This window comes from Komagataeibacter diospyri (assembly GCF_006538165.1).
In the GTDB taxonomy this organism is placed as follows: domain Bacteria; phylum Pseudomonadota; class Alphaproteobacteria; order Acetobacterales; family Acetobacteraceae; genus Komagataeibacter; species Komagataeibacter diospyri.
Window position 1 is genome coordinate 24,186 of the sequence record NZ_BDLU01000065.1, and the last position, 17,618, is coordinate 41,803.

At 59.3% G+C, this 17,618-nt stretch carries 15 protein-coding genes; 7 read left to right on the top strand and 8 right to left on the bottom strand.

The annotated features are described in order from the left end of the window. The first annotated feature begins 30 nt into the window (after positions 1-30). A complete protein-coding gene (locus MSKU9_RS15355; RefSeq protein WP_141262263.1) occupies positions 31-768 on the top strand; it encodes a MarC family protein in 738 nt (245 codons plus the stop codon). Here the strand turns inward: MSKU9_RS15355 and MSKU9_RS15360 are convergent. The 5 genes from MSKU9_RS15360 to thpR form a co-directional block, all read right to left on the bottom strand. Further along, the gene (locus tag MSKU9_RS15360; protein ID WP_141262264.1) at positions 755-1,384 is read right to left on the bottom strand and encodes a uracil-DNA glycosylase family protein; all 630 of its coding nucleotides are present in this window, start codon (positions 1,382-1,384) and stop codon (positions 755-757) included. The two genes, MSKU9_RS15355 and MSKU9_RS15360, sit on opposite strands and share 14 nt — an antisense overlap. Positions 1,385-1,393: 9 nt before the next feature. Then, the gene (locus tag MSKU9_RS15365) at positions 1,394-2,098 is read right to left on the bottom strand and encodes an NAD-dependent deacylase (RefSeq protein ID WP_141262265.1); all 705 of its coding nucleotides are present in this window, start codon (positions 2,096-2,098) and stop codon (positions 1,394-1,396) included. A gap of 140 nt (positions 2,099-2,238) precedes the next feature. After that, on the bottom strand, positions 2,239-3,645 hold the full coding sequence (locus MSKU9_RS15370) for a c-type cytochrome (protein ID WP_227001110.1): 1,407 nt from the start codon (positions 3,643-3,645) through the stop codon (positions 2,239-2,241). Positions 3,646-3,698: 53 nt separating this feature from the next. Further along, positions 3,699-5,918: a PQQ-dependent dehydrogenase, methanol/ethanol family gene (locus MSKU9_RS15375; RefSeq protein WP_141262267.1), complete on the bottom strand. Its 2,220-nt coding sequence runs from the start codon at positions 5,916-5,918 to the stop codon at positions 3,699-3,701. 462 nt (positions 5,919-6,380) lie between these two features. Beyond that, positions 6,381-6,932 carry an RNA 2',3'-cyclic phosphodiesterase gene (thpR, locus tag MSKU9_RS15380; protein ID WP_141262268.1) on the bottom strand — a complete coding sequence of 184 codons (552 nt, stop codon included), beginning with the start codon at positions 6,930-6,932 and terminating at the stop codon, positions 6,381-6,383. A 196-nt stretch (positions 6,933-7,128) separates the two neighbouring features. Here thpR and MSKU9_RS15385 point away from each other — a divergent pair, with 196 nt between their 5' ends. From MSKU9_RS15385 to cyoD, 5 genes are all read left to right on the top strand, one after another. Then, the gene (locus tag MSKU9_RS15385; RefSeq protein ID WP_162851970.1) at positions 7,129-7,905 is read left to right on the top strand and encodes a Bax inhibitor-1/YccA family protein; all 777 of its coding nucleotides are present in this window, start codon (positions 7,129-7,131) and stop codon (positions 7,903-7,905) included. A gap of 652 nt (positions 7,906-8,557) precedes the next feature. Beyond that, positions 8,558-9,484, top strand: a complete 927-nt coding sequence (gene cyoA, locus MSKU9_RS15390; RefSeq protein WP_025437651.1) for a ubiquinol oxidase subunit II — start codon at positions 8,558-8,560, stop codon at positions 9,482-9,484. Positions 9,485-9,489: 5 nt separating this feature from the next. Then, entirely contained in the window at positions 9,490-11,484 is a 1,995-nt protein-coding gene (cyoB, locus tag MSKU9_RS15395; RefSeq protein WP_141262269.1) for a cytochrome o ubiquinol oxidase subunit I, read from the top strand. Then, entirely contained in the window at positions 11,484-12,089 is a 606-nt protein-coding gene (gene cyoC / locus MSKU9_RS15400) for a cytochrome o ubiquinol oxidase subunit III (RefSeq protein WP_010507645.1), read from the top strand. Before cyoB ends, cyoC begins: the two co-directional genes overlap by 1 nt. After that, entirely contained in the window at positions 12,089-12,418 is a 330-nt protein-coding gene (gene cyoD / locus MSKU9_RS15405) for a cytochrome o ubiquinol oxidase subunit IV (protein WP_026018424.1), read from the top strand. Before cyoC ends, cyoD begins: the two co-directional genes overlap by 1 nt. Positions 12,419-12,541: 123 nt before the next feature. Here the strand turns inward: cyoD and fdxA are convergent, their stop codons facing one another. From fdxA to MSKU9_RS15420, 3 genes are all read right to left on the bottom strand, one after another. Further along, entirely contained in the window at positions 12,542-12,874 is a 333-nt protein-coding gene (fdxA, locus tag MSKU9_RS15410; RefSeq protein ID WP_010507641.1) for a ferredoxin FdxA, read from the bottom strand. Positions 12,875-13,063: 189 nt separating this feature from the next. Next, positions 13,064-13,357, bottom strand: coding sequence for an RNA-binding S4 domain-containing protein (locus MSKU9_RS15415; RefSeq protein WP_141262270.1), 294 nt, complete (start codon positions 13,355-13,357; stop codon positions 13,064-13,066). Between the two features lie 5 nt (positions 13,358-13,362). Next, a complete protein-coding gene (locus MSKU9_RS15420; RefSeq protein WP_141262271.1) occupies positions 13,363-15,975 on the bottom strand; it encodes a helicase-related protein in 2,613 nt (870 codons plus the stop codon). Positions 15,976-16,106: 131 nt separating this feature from the next. On the opposite strand from MSKU9_RS15420, the gene MSKU9_RS15425 reads away from it, so the two are divergent. After that, positions 16,107-17,546 carry a leucyl aminopeptidase family protein gene (locus MSKU9_RS15425; protein ID WP_141262272.1) on the top strand — a complete coding sequence of 480 codons (1,440 nt, stop codon included), beginning with the start codon at positions 16,107-16,109 and terminating at the stop codon, positions 17,544-17,546. Positions 17,547-17,618: the final 72 nt, after the last annotated feature.

Here is a 17,618-nt window from a genome sequence, read left to right on the forward strand (position 1 = left end):
GCGCATTCCGTGCGACATGGTGGGGTGCCCATGACCAGCCATGAGGGGTTATTGACCCATTTTTCCACCGTGGTGGGGCTGCCCAGCCTGTCCGGCGCCTTCCTCATGGCGTTTCCGGCGCTGTTTTCCATTGTCAATCCGTTGGGGGCCGCGCTGATTTTCGCGCAGGTTACTGCGGGACATGACCGGCGTGCCTGCATGTCGCTGGCGCGGCAGGTCGCGTTCTATTCCGCGATGCTGATGCTGGCCTCGATCTGGATCGGCGGGCTGGTTCTTTCATTTTTCGGCATTACCATTGATGCCCTGCGTATTGCGGGCGGACTGGTGGTGGCGGTACGGGCATGGTCCCTGCTGCAGGCCCCCGAAACGGAGGAAGCCCGCAAGCAGGCGCAGGCCAGCCAGGGCGGTTCGGCACAGGCCAGCAGCAACATGATGGGACAGGCGTTTTTTCCCCTGACCATGCCCTTTACCGTTGGTCCCGGCACGATCGCAGTTGCCATTGCGCTGGGATCGGAAGGGCCGCCGGGCGGGAACCACATTGTCTTCTATGGCGTACTGTCACTGGCGGCCATGCTGGTGGCTGCGATCGTATGGGCGGCCTATACTTATGCCGACCAGCTTCTGTGTCTGCTGGGTACGACCGGCACGCGCATTGTCTCGCGCCTTGCTGCCCTGATCCTGCTGTCGATCGGCGTGCAGATCCTGATTACCGGCATACAGGGTGTGGTCCTGTCCAGCGCGCGGTCCATTTTGCTTATGGCTGGCTGAAGGCTGGGGATAATGGCGGGATGTCCGGCAGGTCATTACCCGCCAGTATGGCCCGCACGCAGGCCCGTAATGCAGGCAGCACATCCGCGCCAAACCGTGGCGTGCGCCGTTCCCATGCCCCCGTACGCCACGATGGATGGGGCAGGGGGAAATACCGGGGCAGGTAACGCCGGAAATCAAGGCAGCGGGCACTGACGCGTCCCTTGCCCAGAATATGCTGCTGGGCATAGGACCCGACCACCAGTGTCAGCCTGATATAAGGCATCTGCGCCATGATGCGTGCACGCCATTGCGGCGCGCATTCGGGCCGCGGAGGGCAGTCACCCCCCTGTGGCAGCCTGCCGGGGTAACACAACCCCATGGGAACCAGTGCGATACGGCTGGAATCATAGAATGTCGCCCGGTCGATTCCCATCCAGCCACGCAGCCTGTCCCCAGATGCATCATTGAAGGACTGTCCGGTTTCATGCACGCGCGTGCCGGGGGCCTGACTGGCGATCAATAGCCGTGCCGTGCGTGATACATGCAGAACCGGACGGGGACCAAGCGGCAGGTGGGCGGCACAAATCTGGCACGCGCGGATGGCGTCCAGAAGCTCTTCCAGTGTTTCGGCCATGGCCCAGCTTTACGCTTCCAGCAGGTCGCGTGTCCATGCTGGTACGGTGCGTGTCGCGGGGCCGATAACGGCCTGGTCAAAGGCGGAGGGACCGGACGGGATTTCAAGATTGAACAGCATCGTATCCGCATGTCCGGCCACGCTGTCCACAAAACCTGCGGCGGGATAGACCACGCCGGACGTGCCGATGGCGACAAACAGGTCACATTCGGCCAGATGCCGGGCAATAATGTCCATATGGTAAGGCATTTCCCCAAACCAGACGATATCGGGCCGCAGTGCTGGCTGGCCGCAGGCAGGGCAGGCGGTATCGGGAAAACAGTCCGTTCGCCACGCCGGGGTTGCGTGGCAGGCTGTGCAGCGCAGGCGCAGAAGTTCGCCATGCATGTGGATGACATTGTGGCTACCGGCGCGTTCATGCAGGTCATCGATATTCTGGGTGACGATGGTGACCTGCCCATCCCAGCGCCGCTCCCGTCCTGCGCGTTCCAGTTCCGCCAGCGCCAGATGGGCGGCATTGGGGTGGACAGTGGGTAACAGTGCCCGCAGGCCGTTATAGAAACGGTCCACCCGCAGGGGATCGCGGATGAAGCCCTGCGGGGTGCAGATATCCTCGATCCGTTCATGGTTCCACAGCCCGTCTGCCCCACGGAAGGTCTGTAGTCCCGATTCCTCGCTGATGCCTGCTCCGGTCAGGACCACGATGCGTTGCATGATGGCATTTCTCCCGTTGGTTGCCGCTCGAGTGTGGAGGATTGCCGTACATAAGAAAACCGCCATGGGCAGAACCCATGGCGGTTTTCAGTAACGGTATCAGGAAAAGGCGGTCCCCGGAGGGGGACCACCCATCCGCCTTACTGGGCGGCGTCCTGACCGGTGTGCGTCTGCGGAGCAAACGTCCAGCCCGAGCCATAAGGCTGCGGCAGGAAGACCGACCAGCCGCTGCTGACGCTGTTCCAGCCGGAGCTGGAAACCGGCGCGCCCGTGTCGCGCAGCTTGGTGACATCCGCAGCCGTAACGGTGCCAGGTGCCTTGTTGCCCCAGCTGGTGCGGATGAAGTTGACCACATCAGCAATCTGCTGGGCGGACAGCGATTTGCTGTAACCCGGCATTGCCACTGCGGACGGTGCCCAGTTGCTCGGCGGCAGCACGCCACCATGTGCAATCACGTTCACCAGCGAGGTCGGGTTCTCGGTCACCACGACCGGGTTGCCAGCCAGCGGCGGGAACATGCGGGCCACGCCACCACCGTCGTTACGGTGACAGATGGCGCATTCCTTCACATACGTGTCGGCGCCCGGAACGCTGGCGGTGTTACCCGAAGCCAGCATGGTCGCGGTGGACGCGTCATAGGTGTAGTTGCCCTGTGACGGCGGCACCGGCGGCAGGCTCTTCAGGTACTTCGCGATGGCGTGCAGGTCGTCATCGGTGAAGTACTGGGTGCTCCATGCCACCACATCGCCCATGCCACCGAACACGGCGGAATGATCGATACGGCCGGACTTCAGGAAGGTGTAGATGTCATCCTCGGACCAGCGGCCCAGACCAACGACGGGGTCGTTGCGCAGGCTCGGCGCAACCCAGTTGTCAATCGGCGCGCCACCGGACAGGAAGTCAGGTCCACCAGCCGCGTCCAGTGCCTTTTCCTGCATGGCGAAGCCACGCGGGGTATGACACGCACCGCAATGTCCGGGGCCGGTTACCAGATAATCGCCACGTGCGATTTCCGCATCCGTGCCCGGTGCCGGCGTGAACTCCTTCGGCGAAGGCGAGAACATCATGCGCCAGATGCCCAGCGGCCAGCGCATGGAAAGGGGCCAGGAAATGTCCGGCTGCCTGTCCGGCTGTGCGACCGGCTTCACCCCATGCATGAAGTACGCATACAGCGCCTGCATGTCTTCCTTCGTCATGCGCGAGAAGGAGGGGTACGGCATGGCCGGATACAGCGTGGAGCCGTCCTTGCGGATACCATGGCGCACGGCTTCGTCGAATTCGGCGAAGGTGTAGCGGCCGATACCGTAGGTCGGGTCCGGAGTGATGTTTGTGGAGTAGATCGTACCGATCGGGCTCTTGATTTCAAGCCCGCCTGCGTACGGCTGCCCATGGAGAGCGGTATGACATGCTACGCAGTCACCCAGTCGCGCGACATATGCCCCCTTCTGGACCAGCGCGGAGTCAGCATCTGGCGTCTGTGCCAATGCCGTCCCTGCCAGCAGACTAAACGCTGCCGCGCTGAATGTCACCTTAAGTCTGTTGATCATTATGTTCACCATCATGCGTCGCGTTGATGCGAAAAATTGTCAAAACCGGGAGATTATGGCTGCTGCTCGGGGATACCGTCAGCGTTCTTCCGGGCATCAACTTCCCTCTGATAGGTCTCGTTCGCACGCTTGATCAGGAACTGGCGGATGTCCTCAATCTCGGTCGGGTTCATGTTACCGTCGAAGCGATCCATACCGTAGGCGGTAAGCGCGCCGCGGCCGACAACATTGTAGAACGCGTCCTCATGACGGATGGACCCGGACCAGCGCAGGTCAGGCAGCACACCAGCACCTTCGGCGTTATCACCATGACAGGCGGCGCAATAGGTCTGGAACTGGAAGTAACCGTTGTCAGTACGCTTGCTGTCGAACTGTGCCGGCGGCTTGACGGGCAGGAAGCCCTGGTCATTCTGCTTGGGCAGCGGGCCGGACTTGCCATCGAGCGAGAAGGCGATGATGCGCGAGTGGTTGACGGTCCAGCCGCTGGTACGGGCCAGGCCACCAAGGAAGAACGGATAGATGCCGCCCCAGCCCACTTCAACCGCAACATACTGCTTGCCATTGGCAAGGTAGGTCACAGGCGGTGCGATGATGCCGCTGTCCGCCGCGAAGTGGAACAGGTCGGACCCGTTCGTCGCGTCATAGGCATGGAATTCGCCGTTCGCCAGGCCCTGGAACAGCAGGTCGCCGCCAGTTGCCAGGATACCGCCGTTCCACGGCCCCTTGTGGTCAACGCGCCATGCTTCAGCCTGCTTCTGGGGATCCCAGGCCAGGATGTAGCCCTTCAGGTCCTTAACAAAAGCCTGCTTGGCTTCTGGCGAGTCGGGGATGCCGACCTTGTTCATGTCCAGACCAAGGTTCCAGCTGTCGGGATGCGGCGTGAAGCCACCGACCTGGTTGGTGTACAGGAACGGAACCTGCTGCGCGGGGATATAGACCAGCCCGGTCTTGGGGCTGAAGGCCATGGCCGCGAAGTTATGGCCACCGAGGTCACCCGGAATGCCGTACCATTCCTTGCCCGTAAGGGTGTAGAGCGCATCGGGGTTGTAGATCGGACGACCGGTCTTGGGATCAAGGCCGCTGGCCCAGTTCACATAGACGTAGTTCTTGCCCGAGATGAACTCACCGGTCTTCGCATCGATGATGTAGAAGAAGCCGTTCTTCGGGGCGTGAACGATGACGTGGCGGGTTTCACCATTGATCGGCAGGTCAAGCGTCATGATCTGCTGGACCGAGGTGAAGTCCCACTGATCCATCGGCGTTTCCTGGAAATGCCAGACGTATTCGCCGGTTTCCGGCTTCAGTGCGACGATGCTGCCCAGGAACAGGTTATCGCCCTTGCCTTCGGAGCGGTACTTGTAGTTCCACGGGGAACCGTTGCCGACACCCAGATAGACCAGGTCGGTCACGGGGTCATACACGATGGAATCCCACACCGTGCCGCCACCACCCTGACGGGTCCATGCGCCGGTCGGGCTCCAGGTCTGGTAGGCCTTGTTCATCAGCACGCTGTCGGATGCAGCGTGGTCCGGTTCGTTCTTGGGGTTCGGAACCGTGAAGAAGCGCCAGTCGACCTTGCCGGTTTCCGCATCGAACGCCGTGACGAAGCCACGAGCACCGAACTCGGAACCACCGTTACCGATGATCACGCGGCCCTTGGCGATGCGCGGCGCGCCGTCAACCGTGTAGGAACGCTGCTTGCCCAGCTCCGCTTCGGGCGGAATGGTGTTCACGCTCCAGACCAGCTTGCCGGTCTTGGCGTCAAGGGCGATCAGGCGGCCGTCGAACGTGCCGAAATAGACCTTGCCATTCCAGTACGCCGCACCACGGTTGACCGTGTCACAGCAGCCCTTGTCGGCAATGTTGCCGGGCACGCGCGGGTCATAGGACCACAGCAGCTTGCCGGTTGCGGCGTCGACGGCTTTCATCATGCTCCAGTTGGTGGTGGCGTACATGACACCATCAACAACCAGGGGCGTGCCTTCCTGGCCACGGTTGGTATCGAGATCCAGATACCAGGCCAGCTTCAGGTTACCGACATTGGAACGGTTGATCTGGTCCAGCGGGCTGTAGCGCTGTTCAGAATAGGTGCGGCCATAGGTCATCCAGTTGCCGGGATGATCATCTGCATGGATGATCGCTTCGCCCGTGGCGCCCTGCCCGTCATCTGCGGATGCCATGGTGGCATAGCCGGAGATGAGAGCCGCACATATCGTTCCGGCTGTAAGCGTTCTGCTCAGAGAACGTCTTTTTCCGAAAACGGCAGAAATCATATGTGATGTCCTCAGAAAACTAACGGTTTCGAATTCAGGATGCCGCCGCTGCAACTTTCTGCCCGGAGCGGCTTTCTGAATGTATCCGGCAAAAAAAGCACGCTAGCGCTCCTTTTCCGGCCAGACAGGAAACCGGCTTCAGACAGGGAAGACAAAGCAGGTGGTCCGTTTCATCCGAACATACTGAGGCTAGCACGTCCGTCTCCTGACATTTTAGTGTTCGACCTCACTAAAACGTGAATATGCTGTCGCATAAGCAATGAAACGGATAGTTCTGAATTTCGGATGTTTCCATAAAATCTGTTGATATTTCAGGAAGAATGACAAGGTGTGTCTGTCGCGCACATATGGTCGGTTCACAATAATTGATAAGAAAGATATTTTTATTATTCATAAATGGAATAAATATCTGGTTACAGAAGACTCCTGTTTCCATCCGCATCGGGCAGATGGGTCAGAGAATCAGAAGTGCAACGGATAATGTTCCAGTGGCTCGTAAAACGGTCCATCCGCATGGCGTATGGATTGGAACAGGGTGAAATGCCCGATCGGCCATGCCTCGGTCGGGGGAACCGTGGTTGCAAGCCAGCGCTGCCTGCGGGTCTGGTCGGGACGTTCCATCCGGCCGATGGTGATATGCGGAGTAAAATGGCGGTTGTTCCGCTCGCTTACGGTCGGGATCATGCGGTTCAGACCCTTGCGAATCTTCTCGCGCAACATCATCAGGGCATCGTCGGGTGCGCAGCCAATCCATAGCGTATCCGGTCCGTTCGGGCGGCCTGCTGTAAACAGCCCTGTTCCACCCAGTCGCAGGGCAGGAGGTGTCGCGCGGATTGCGGACAGGCCGTGATGGATTTCTTCCAGCAGGTGAGGATGGGTGACTTCCCCAATGAAATGCAGCGTGAGATGGTAGGATTCAGGGGATTGCCACGTAACATCCGGCAGGCCTCCGCGTAGTTCGCCTATCGCATGAAGCAGCGCGGGGGAAAGTTCCAGACCAACGAAAAGACGCATGACGAATACCTGCGGACAAGGGAAAACGGACTGTGCCGTGATGATCGGGTGTACAGTATATATAAGGTGATATGCCCGCGGCGTGCGTTGCCGTATTGTAATGTATTGGACACGCTCCCGTTCTTGAACGTGTTCTAACATATTCCCACATGCTGGGAGAGGCACGTCAGTCAAGGACGTGGAGGAAGGAAACACAATGGCTTTTGGCCCTGATTCGCGGAGTTTCATCCGCCCCACCGCTGATAGTGCCGCAGGTTCTGTCGATATGGGCCTGCGCGCCTATATGCTGCGAGTCTATAACTGGATGGCATCCGGACTGGTCCTGACCGGTCTGGTTGCCTATCTGATCGCAAATACCAGCCTGCAGGCCCTGTTTTACCAGCATGTGCCCACACCGATGGGCATGGCGCTGAAACCGACGGCGCTGTCCATGCTGGCCATGATTGCTCCGCTGGGCTTTGTGCTGGTCATGTCGTTTGGTGTGAACCGGCTGTCCACGCAGGCGGTACAGACGCTGTTCTGGCTGTTCTGTGGCGTGATGGGCGCCAGCATGTCCAACATCTTCATGGTGTTCACCGGGGTGTCGGTCACGCGGGTCTTCTTCATTACTGCCGCGACTTTCTGCACCATGTCGATCTGGGGTTACACGACTCGTACCGACCTCAGCCGTTTTGGCTCCTTCCTGATGATGGGGCTGTTCGGTCTGATTATCGCAGGCGTTGTGAACATGTTCCTGCACAGCCCGGGCCTGTATTTCGTGTATAGCGCGGTAGGTGTGCTGCTGTTCGTCGGCCTGACCATGTTCGATACGCAGCAGATCAAGGCGAACTATCAGCAGTTCGCCTATTATGAGGGGCCGGAACAGGCGGCGAAGCGGTCGGTTTATGATGCGCTGAACCTCTACCTGAACTTCATCAATCTGTTCCAGTTCCTGCTGCAGTTCATGGGTGTGCGTAACAACAGCAACGACTGAACCCGCAGGAGTCCTGCGGAACCAGCACCGTATCGGTCTGGTATGAGAATATGGAAGGGTCGTCACACAAGTGGCGGCCCTTTTTGCATGGGAAGGGTTGCCAGCCATGCATACAGTTAAAAAAGATAAGACTTATTCATATATAGAAAATATAAGATGACATGAGTGTGAGGTTCAGGACACTCAGGCAACCCATTGTAAAATATGCATTTTCTTAGATAAATTTTTGGCAATGAAATTTATTGAAATATTATGTGAAGGCTTGCCTCTGAGGCCATTCAGGTCGGATAACCCTTGAATAGAAAAACTATATGAAAGGGTATGCGGCACAGAACATGCGCTTCAGCACACAGGACGGCGTCGCGATTTATGGTCCGATCTGCCCTGACAGTAATAATTACGTAAGGTCTGGCGGGCCGTATTGATCAAGATCATGGTCAGCCGGTCGGCAACTAACTCATGACGGATGCAAACCGAAAAAGACCATGTGTCGATTTCGGAAGTCGACGTAGGCGCGATGTCGCTGGGTGCCAGGGGAAAGTCGGATGCATTTTTCCTGCCAGGCGTATAACGTGGCCGTTGTTGTCTAAGCCCGTGGATGAAGCGAGGATGTGAGCAAAACAGGGTGATGTCGAAACCAACGAGGCGTGAGATGAAGAAAAAAATCTTGCCAAGATTAACGAAGCTGATGAGCCTATCTTCGGCAGCGCTGTTAGCAGGCTGTACGTGGGATACGCTCGACCCCAAAGGCGTGATCGGTGCTCAGGAAAAAAGCCTGATCCTGACCTCGACCTACGCGATGCTGCTGGTAGTGATACCGGTATGTATCCTGACACTGCTGTTCGCATGGCAGTACCGTCAGTCCAACACTTCGGCGGAATATCTGCCGAAATGGTCGCATTCCAACAAGATCGAGGTGGTTATCTGGGCCGTTCCCAGCCTGATCATCCTGTTCCTGGCAGTGCTGACCTATCAGACATGTCATTCGCTTGACCCGTACAAGCCGCTTGAGGCTGAAGCCAACGTCAAGCCTATTCATGTCGATGTTGTGGCGCTGGACTGGAAGTGGCTCTTTATCTATCCGGATGAAGGGATCGCGACCGTCAACCAGATGGCCATGCCGGTGAACACGCCGGTTGATTTCCGGATCACCTCTGACTCCGTGATGAACTCCTTCTTCATCCCGCAGCTCGGCACGATGATCTATGCCATGGCCGGGATGCAGACACAGCTGCACCTGATCGCGAACGAAGCTGGTGATTTCCAGGGTGAATCCTCCAACTTCAGCGGCCGTGGTTTCTCCGACATGCGTTTCCGTGCGCTGGCAATGCCTGCGGACCAGTACAGCGCGTGGGTAGAGAAGGTGAAGGCTTCTTCCGAACAGCTGGACAGCGCAAGCTATCCGAAGCTGGCCGCGCCGAGCGAGGCCAACCCGGTTGAATACTTCTCGCATGTCGATGCAGGTCTCTTCGATGACATCGTTGCCAAGTACAACAATGGCATGGTCATGGATAAGAGCACCGGCAAGATGCTGCATGTGCAGCAGTCCGCGATGTCCGACATGAACATGAAGGAATAGGACAGATGTTAGGCAAATTAACTTTGTCGGCCATTCCTTATGATGTGCCGATCCTTGTTGGGACCTTCATCGGTGCGGCCATTGCTGGCCTGGCCGTCGTCGGTCTCATCACCTACTACGGTAAATGGGGCTACCTGTGGCGTGAATGGCTGACCTCGGTCGATCACAAGCGCATTGGTGTCATGTATATCGTTGTCGCACTCGTGGCGCTGTTCCGTGGTTTCGCGGACGCGATCATGATGCGTTCCCAGCTTGCGCTGGCCTATGCCGGTAACCCCGGTTACCTGCCGCCGCACCATTATGACCAGATCTTCTCCGCACACGGCACGATCATGATCTTCTTCATGGCCATGGCGTTCATGCAGGGTCTGATGAACATCGTGGTGCCGTTGCAGATCGGTGCGCGTGACGTGGCTTTCCCGTTCGTGAACACACTGAGCTTCTGGATGACGACCATCAGCTTCCTGCTGGTCAACGTCTCGCTGTTCATCGGTGAGTTCTCGCAGTGCGGCTGGCTGGCTTACCCGCCCCTGTCCGAACAGCAGTTCAGCCCCGGTGTCGGTGTTGATTACTACATCTGGGCGGTGCAGCTGTCCGGTGTCGGCACGCTGCTGACCGGTGTGAACTTCTTCGCGACCATCGTGAAGATGCGTGCGCCGGGCATGACCTACATGCGTATGCCGGTGTTCACCTGGACCATCTTCTGCACGACCGTGCTGATCATGGTTGCCTTCCCGATCCTGACCGTGGCCATGGGCCTCCTGGGTCTGGACCGTTACCTGGGCATGCACTTCTTCACCAATGACGGCGGCGGCAACCAGATGCTCTATCTGAGCGTGATCTGGGGCTGGGGCCATCCGGAAGTGTACATCCTTGTCCTGCCTGCCTTCGGTGCTTTCTCCGAAATCACGCAGACTTTCTCCCGCAAGCCGCTGTTCGGCTACAAGACCATGGTCTATGCGACCGCTTCCATCATGGTCCTGTCGCTGGTGGTGTGGGTTCACCACTTCTTCACCATGGGTGCCGGCCCGAACGTTAACGCGTTCTTCGGTATCATGACGATGGTCATCGCGGTTCCGACCGGGGTGAAAATCTTCAACTGGCTGTTCACGATGTACAAGGGGCGTATCGAATTCCACGCGACCATGTACTGGGTGATCGGCTTCATGATCACCTTCTCCATCGGTGGTATGACCGGTGTCATGCTGGCAATCCCGGCGTCTGACTTCGTTCTCCACAACAGCCTGTTCGTTATCGCCCACTTCCATAACGTGATTATCGGTGGTGTGTATTTCGGTTACGTCGCTGCCATGAACTTCTGGTTCCCGAAGGCTTTCGGCTTCAAGCTGAACGAAGCCTGGGGCAAGCGCGCGTTCTGGTGCTGGTTCATTGGTTTCTATGTTGCGTTCATGCCGCTTTATGTCCTCGGTTTCGAAGGCATGACCCGTCGTATGAACCACTACGACAACCCCGAATGGCATCCCTGGCTGCTGATTGCTGAAGTTGGTGCGGTTCTGATCGCATGCGGTATCGTGTGCCAGCTGACCCAGCTGTATGTTTCGATCCGTGATCGCAATCTGGCCGAAAACCGCGACCTGACGGGCGATCCCTGGAACGCACGTACGCTGGAATGGTCCACGTCTTCGCCGCCGCCGTTCTACAACTTCGCCATCCTGCCGGAAGTCCACGAACTGGACGCCTTTGCCCATGACAAGGAAGCCGGTATCGACACGCGTCAGGCCGGTGGCAACTATCAGCCGATCCATATGCCGAAGAACACGGCATGCGGTTTCCTGATCGGTGCCTTCAGCTTCGTGCTTGGCTTCGGTGCGATCTGGTACATCTGGTGGCTGGCGGCTGTTGGTCTGATCGGTGTCATCGCTACGGTGATCGCCCGTTCGTCCGACAACGACGTCGATTACTATGTGCCGGTGTCCGAGGTGGTTCGCATTGAGCAGGAGCACACCCATAACCTTATGGCAGCACAGGCAGCGGAATAATGGCGCAAAACATGACTGCTGATGCAGCCCATGCCCATGATGAACACCACGAATCTCCCGTGGTGTTCGGGTTCTGGCTGTATCTGATGACGGACTGCATCATCTTCGGTACACTGTTTGCAGTGTTCGCGGTGTTGCGTGACCAGTTTGCCGGCGGTCCGACCGGCCACGAAGTGTTCGAACTTTCGGGTGTTGGCATTGAAACGGCAATCCTGCTGTTCAGCTCCATCACCTACGGTTTCGGCATGATCGCCGCCCATGAGAACAAGGTCAGCACCATGCGGACCTGGCTCGGGGTGACCTTCCTGCTGGGGCTGGGCTTCCTGTTCATGGAAATCCGTGAGTTCTCTCACATGATTGCCGAAGGTAACGGCCCGGATCGCAGTGCGTTCCTGTCCGCCTTCTTCACGCTGGTTGGCACGCATGGTCTGCATGTCACCTGCGGCCTGCTGTGGATGGCTGTCCTGCTGTTCCAGACGGCTGGCAAGACCGAGCTGAACGAACGCATGATCGGCAAGCTGACCTGCCTCAGCCTGTTCTGGCACTTTCTGGATATCGTCTGGATCTGTGTCTTCACCTTTGTCTATCTGATGAGTGTGATCTGATGGCAGACCATATTTCTTCCTCGGGAGAGAGCCACGGGAGTGTAGGGTCTTACCTTACCGGGTTCGTACTTGCCGTTATCCTGACGGTTGCATCTTTCGGTCTGGTGATGTCGCATGCGATGTCACCGGCCGGCACCGGTGGGGCGATTGCCCTGCTGGCGGTGGTGCAGATTGTTGTTCACCTCATTTATTTCCTGCACATGAACGGTTCGTCCGAACAGCGCTGGAATGTCATGGCATTTGTCTTCACGGTGCTTTCGGTCCTGGTCCTTGTGGCCGGCACGATGTTCATCATGCATGACACGGCCATCAACATGATGTCGCGCTAAGCGGTATCATGTCAGGGTGCGGGGGCAGGTAACTGCCCCTGTGCCGGACGGCATAAAAAAAGACCGGCACGATCACTCGTGCCGGTCTTTTTTTATGGGGTAACCCGATGGAAAAGGCTGGGATCAGCCTTTCTGTGGTTCAGGGGAAAGCAGCTCTTTCTTGTTGGGCTTGTCTTTCCATTCCTCGGCATCGGCCGGGGCGTCAATCTTGCGCGTGATGTTGGGCCACACCGCGGCATATTTGGCGTTCAGCTCGGCCCAGGGAGTGGCGCGGTCGTCGCTATCGGGGAAGATGGCCTCAGCCGGGCATTCTGGTTCGCACACACCGCAGTCGATGCATTCGTCCGGGTTGATTACCAGAAAGTTTTCACCGGCGTAGAAGCAGTCAACCGGACAGACTTCGACACAATCTGTGAATTTGCAGCGAATGCAGTTTTCGGTGACCACATAGGTCATCGCCTATCTCCGATCATTATTTGTTCGGCCTGCGGCAATAGGCCCGGCCATTAAAAGGGATGAGGTGCCACATGGGGCATGACCTCATCAGGAATGGCGGAAGATATGAGAGTGTTTTCGGGCCGTGGCAAGCCCAAGACGGCGGCTAATGCATAATCATCGTCTGTATTGGCCTGTCGGCCACAATATTCAGACAGTTTCCGGGACAATTTCATACAGAAGTTGTGCAAGTGGGGCGGATTGCCGCCGTTCGGCACAGGCCACGACACGTATGACGATCACCGTCTGCCGGTCCGGGGAGGGCAGGGTCAGGATATCACCCACATGCACCTGTGCATGCGCTTTGGTTATGCGCTGGCGGTTGATGCGGACATGGCCACCGGATGCGATCCTGGCGCAGATGCTGCGGCTACGGCCAAAACGGGCATGTAGCAGCCACAGGTCCAGTCGCTGGTTCATGATGGGATCGGGGGGCTGTGTCATGGCGGTCAGGAACGGTTGAGCAGGGTCGCCAGGGCGGCGAAGGGGCTGTCGGCCCGTCGCGACCGGGTGGCCGTGGCCGGTTGCCTGTGATTGCGGGGGGGGACGGTCCGCACGGCTTTTTCCCTGCCGCCATTTTCGTTTTCAGGCAGGAAGCGGATCATCACCGGGGCGGGTGGCCCGTAGCGGTTGGCCGCCATGGGACGTGGATGATAGACACGCATGTTCAGCCCTTTCATCACCGCAGGCAGCATTTCGCGCCGTATGCCCAGCCGTGATGCCAGATGGGGAGGCAGTGGTATGGGCGCCCGACGTGTCATGCGCGCCAGTTCAAGGATAAATTTCTCGGCGATATCCAGCCTGATCCGCACAGGCCCCGCATCCAGCCAGCCGATCCGGTCCATGAAGGCGGGTGGCAGGGCGTCGGGTGGTAACGTAATGCGGCCCATGGCGGGCAGGGGCGGACAGGGCATGTGCAGGCTGATCGCCACCAGCCAGCCCCGTAACTGCATGGGACGTTCCTTCAGGATCGCGGGCATGAACAGGCTGTAGTGACCCACCCGCACCCCCAGCCGCCGTAGCCGGTGGGTCATGTCGTGTCCAAGGCGTTCGCCGCGATGGAGCGGGGCGACCCCCGCACCTTCCATAAGGCGATGGATGATACCGCGCAGTTCCGGCGTGCTGGCTACTGCTGCCTGCACGGCAAACAGGGGAGCAAGGTGTTCACGCACGACCTGTCCCAGCCAGGTCTGCAGGCGGTTGCGGATTCGTTCGCGCTGGGCATTGTCCAGCAGCGGATTGTCCAGCACCTGCGGGCGCGGTGACAGCATGTCACTACCCGGCTGCATCCGCGCGATGGGCATGTCCTGCCAAAGGATATGCGAACCGTCGACAGAAAAGGCGAACTGCTGGTCATCGTCCTGCACCAGGGCCGCGACACGGCGCGGGATTTCACTGCGCACCGCCCGCCGTGCCGCGCGCATGAGAAGGCGCCCGTCCTCGGCATCGGTGTGTTCGCCCGCGATCAGGTCCAGCCCGGCAATGCGGCCGACTTCATGTCCCTCCACCACGACATTGCCCTGTGCCGTTACGGCGGAAAGCAGGTTGTCATGGCCGCCTTCGTCCAGCCGGCGGATCAGGGTGGTGGCGCGACGGTCCACGAAACGTGCGGTAAGCTGTTCATGCAGGACATCGGACAGCCTGTCCTCGGCTTCGCGCGTGCGGGCCTGCCAGTGTTCCGCATTGGCGATCCAGCCAGGGCGGGCGGCGATGTAGCTGCACACACGGATGCCCGCCAGGCGCTGCATGAGCGAGTCTATGGTGCCCGTCGTCTGGAAAAAATGGGTGATCTGGTTATCCATCCACGCTGCGGGAATTCGCCCGTCCTGAATCAGGTGGGTAAAGATCCGCCCGCACAGGCGGATATGGCTGTCATCGCCCAGTTTGCGAAAATCCGGTATCTGACAGCTTTCCCACAACAGGCGCGTCGCGGCGCGGGAATGGACCAGCGGACGGATTTCGGTGCTCGCCGCCAGCGCGGACAGGGCAAGCATGTCGCTTGCCTCATGCCCCGCCACCAGTTCGGGACGGGGAGAGGCGCGGTTGAGGCTGGACAGCAGCCGGTCGGGTGAGGAAAAATCCAGATCGCTGTTGCGCCATGCCAACCGGGTCAGTGGGTCGAAACGGTGTTCTTCCACTGCTTCGGCCAGTTCCTCGGACAAAGGCGGGCAGGTTCCGGTGGTGCCGAATGTGCCATCGCGCAGACCGCGACCGGCGCGCCCCGCCACCTGTGCGATTTCCCCCGCCGTCAGTGGGCGGATGCGCGTGCCGTCGAATTTGGACAGGCTGGCAAAGGCGACATGGTTTACATCCATGTTCAGGCCCATGCCGATCGCATCGGTCGCGACGAGGTAATCGACTTCCTTTTCCTGATACAGCGCCACCTGCGCGTTGCGGGTGCGCGGCGAAAGCTGCCCCATGACAATGGCGCATCCTCCCCGCCTGCGGCGCAGCAGTTCGGCAATGGCGTAAACCTCGCCCGCGGAAAAGGCGACAATGGCCGAACGCGGTGGCAGGCGTGTCAGCTTGCAGGCGCCCGCATGCGTCAGCTGCGACAGACGGGGGCGGTGTTCGATCTCGATGCCCGGCACAAGGCGGCGGATCAGGTTGCGTATGGTATCCGCGCCCAGAAACATGGTTTCCGACATCCCGCGCGCATGCAGCAGCCGGTCGGTGAAGATGTGGCCACGATCAGGGTCGGCACAGAGCTGGATTTCATCCACGGCCACGAATTCCACGCGCCGGTCCAGCGGCATGGCTTCCACCGTGCATGAAAACCAGCGTGCCTTTGGCGGGATGATCTTTTCTTCGCCCGTGATCAGGGCGACAGCATGCGCCCCCTTCTGTGCCACCATGCGATCATAGTTTTCACGCGCCAGCAGCCGCAGGGGAAAACCGATGATGCCGCTGGAATGCGAAAGCAGCCTTTCTATGGCCAGATGGGTTTTTCCGGTATTCGTCGGGCCGAGCACCGCCCGGACCAGCGTATCGGAATGGGGGCCGGAACCATGTCCGGCCGCTGCGCGATAGGGGCCACCAGTGCCCTTGGGTACACCCGTCATGGACGTATGCTCCGGCCAAGTGACGGCAAATGCAAGCAAAACCACATACTGGTCGCGATGGGGTGTTGCGTTGCCCGGACGGGGGACGCAACCTGCCGGAAATAGGAACATATGCAGGGAAGGGACGTGTGATGAACGCGTTGGAAACGCAGGACTGCCTGATCGCGGCGGAGGATGTGCACGGCGAAGCGGTGGGTATGGTGCATGCCATCCGTCCCTCCATGTTGGGGGAACTGGACGCGGTGGTGGGCGAAGTGGCGGCCCGCTTTGCCCGTCAGGCCGGTTTTGCCGCCCGTTATGGTCAGGTGCTGCTGCTGCCCGGTGCGGATGGCACCATTACGACAGCCCTGCTGGGCATTGCGGAGCAGGCGGATGGTACCGATCCGTTCGTGTTCGGGGCACTGCCCGACTCGCTTCCCGCGGGGGCATGGCAGGTGCGTGCGCCTGCGGATGTGCAGGTTGGTGATATCGCACTGGGCTTCTGCCTTGGTGCCTATCGCATGCCCGCTTTCGGGCGTGATGCAGCACCGGCCGTCCCGGCTGCGCGGCTGATGGTGGATACGGGGGGACAGGCTGCGGCCAGCATGGCGCGGTGCATCAATCTGGCCCGTTCACTGATCAATACGCCGCCCAACCTCATGGGGCCGGATGATCTGGCGAAGGCGGCCGAGATGGCGCTGGCCCCGCTGGGGGCGGATGTATCGGTCATTCGCGGGGCACGGCTGGCGCAGGATTTCCCGACCGTGCTGCATGTTGGCATGGGATCGGACCGCGCGCCCTGTGTGGTCGAAGCCAGCTGGCAGGGCAGCACCGCCACCGAGACGGCGCCGCTGGTGTCGCTGGTGGGCAAGGGCGTGTGTTTCGATACGGGCGGATATGACCTCAAGCCGCCGTCTTCCATGCTGCGGATGAAAAAGGACATGGGGGGCGCTGCCATCATGCTGGCCCTTGCGCGGCTGGTCATGCTGCGTGACCTGCCGATACGGCTGGAACTGCGTCTGGGTTGCGTGGAAAACAGCGTATCGGGCCATGCCATGCGGCCATCCGACGTGGTGAAGACCCGCGCGGGGCTGACGGTGGAAATCGGCAATACCGATGCCGAAGGCAGGCTGGTCCTGTGTGATCTGCTGCATGCGGCGTGCGAACGCCAGCCGGACCTGCTGGTGGATGCCGCGACCCTGACCGGGGCGGCCCGCGTGGCGCTGGGGCCGGATGTGCCGGCTGTGTTCAGCAACCATGATGAAACGGCGGGAGCGTTTGTGGCATCCGGTCTGGCCTGTGGTGACCCGCTGTGGCAGTTGCCGCTGTGGTCGGGTTACCGGAAATGGCTGCGCAGTCCGGTGGCAGATATGAACAATATTTCATCCAAACCCATGGCCGGGGCGATTACGGCGGCGCTTTTTCTAGAAAATTTTGTCAAAACTGATGTGCGCTGGGTTCATATCGACACGTATGGATGGAACGATTCGGCACGACCCGGACGGCCAGAAGGCGGAGAAAGTCTTGGTTTAAGAGCGGTTTACGAAGGGATGTTAAAAATATTTAATATCGAGGACAGAATGCATCACTAAAGAAACAATGCCGGATGCGAACTAATTTGGTTGGTGCGACTTATATATGCCGTAAATGCTAATTATATAGGC

Bases quoted from the DNA above. Each gene is read 5' to 3' on its own strand.
- cyoC (WP_010507645.1), top strand. From the start codon at position 11,484: ATGGCGCAAAACATGACTGCTGATGCAGCCCATGCCCATGATGAACAC.
- fdxA (WP_010507641.1), bottom strand. From the start codon at position 12,874: ATGACCTATGTGGTCACCGAAAACTGCATTCGCTGCAAATTCACAGAT.
- thpR (WP_141262268.1), bottom strand. From the start codon at position 6,932: ATGCGTCTTTTCGTTGGTCTGGAACTTTCCCCCGCGCTGCTTCATGCG.
- MSKU9_RS15370 (WP_227001110.1), bottom strand. From the start codon at position 3,645: ATGATCAACAGACTTAAGGTGACATTCAGCGCGGCAGCGTTTAGTCTG.
- MSKU9_RS15385 (WP_162851970.1), top strand. From the start codon at position 7,129: ATGGCTTTTGGCCCTGATTCGCGGAGTTTCATCCGCCCCACCGCTGAT.
- MSKU9_RS15365 (WP_141262265.1), bottom strand. From the start codon at position 2,098: ATGCAACGCATCGTGGTCCTGACCGGAGCAGGCATCAGCGAGGAATCG.
- MSKU9_RS15360 (WP_141262264.1), bottom strand. From the start codon at position 1,384: ATGGCCGAAACACTGGAAGAGCTTCTGGACGCCATCCGCGCGTGCCAG.
- cyoB (WP_141262269.1), top strand. From the start codon at position 9,490: ATGTTAGGCAAATTAACTTTGTCGGCCATTCCTTATGATGTGCCGATC.
- cyoA (WP_025437651.1), top strand. From the start codon at position 8,558: ATGAAGAAAAAAATCTTGCCAAGATTAACGAAGCTGATGAGCCTATCT.
- cyoD (WP_026018424.1), top strand. From the start codon at position 12,089: ATGGCAGACCATATTTCTTCCTCGGGAGAGAGCCACGGGAGTGTAGGG.
- MSKU9_RS15355 (WP_141262263.1), top strand. From the start codon at position 31: ATGACCAGCCATGAGGGGTTATTGACCCATTTTTCCACCGTGGTGGGG.
- MSKU9_RS15375 (WP_141262267.1), bottom strand. From the start codon at position 5,918: ATGATTTCTGCCGTTTTCGGAAAAAGACGTTCTCTGAGCAGAACGCTT.
- MSKU9_RS15415 (WP_141262270.1), bottom strand. From the start codon at position 13,357: ATGACACAGCCCCCCGATCCCATCATGAACCAGCGACTGGACCTGTGG.
- MSKU9_RS15420 (WP_141262271.1), bottom strand. From the start codon at position 15,975: ATGACGGGTGTACCCAAGGGCACTGGTGGCCCCTATCGCGCAGCGGCC.
- MSKU9_RS15425 (WP_141262272.1), top strand. From the start codon at position 16,107: ATGAACGCGTTGGAAACGCAGGACTGCCTGATCGCGGCGGAGGATGTG.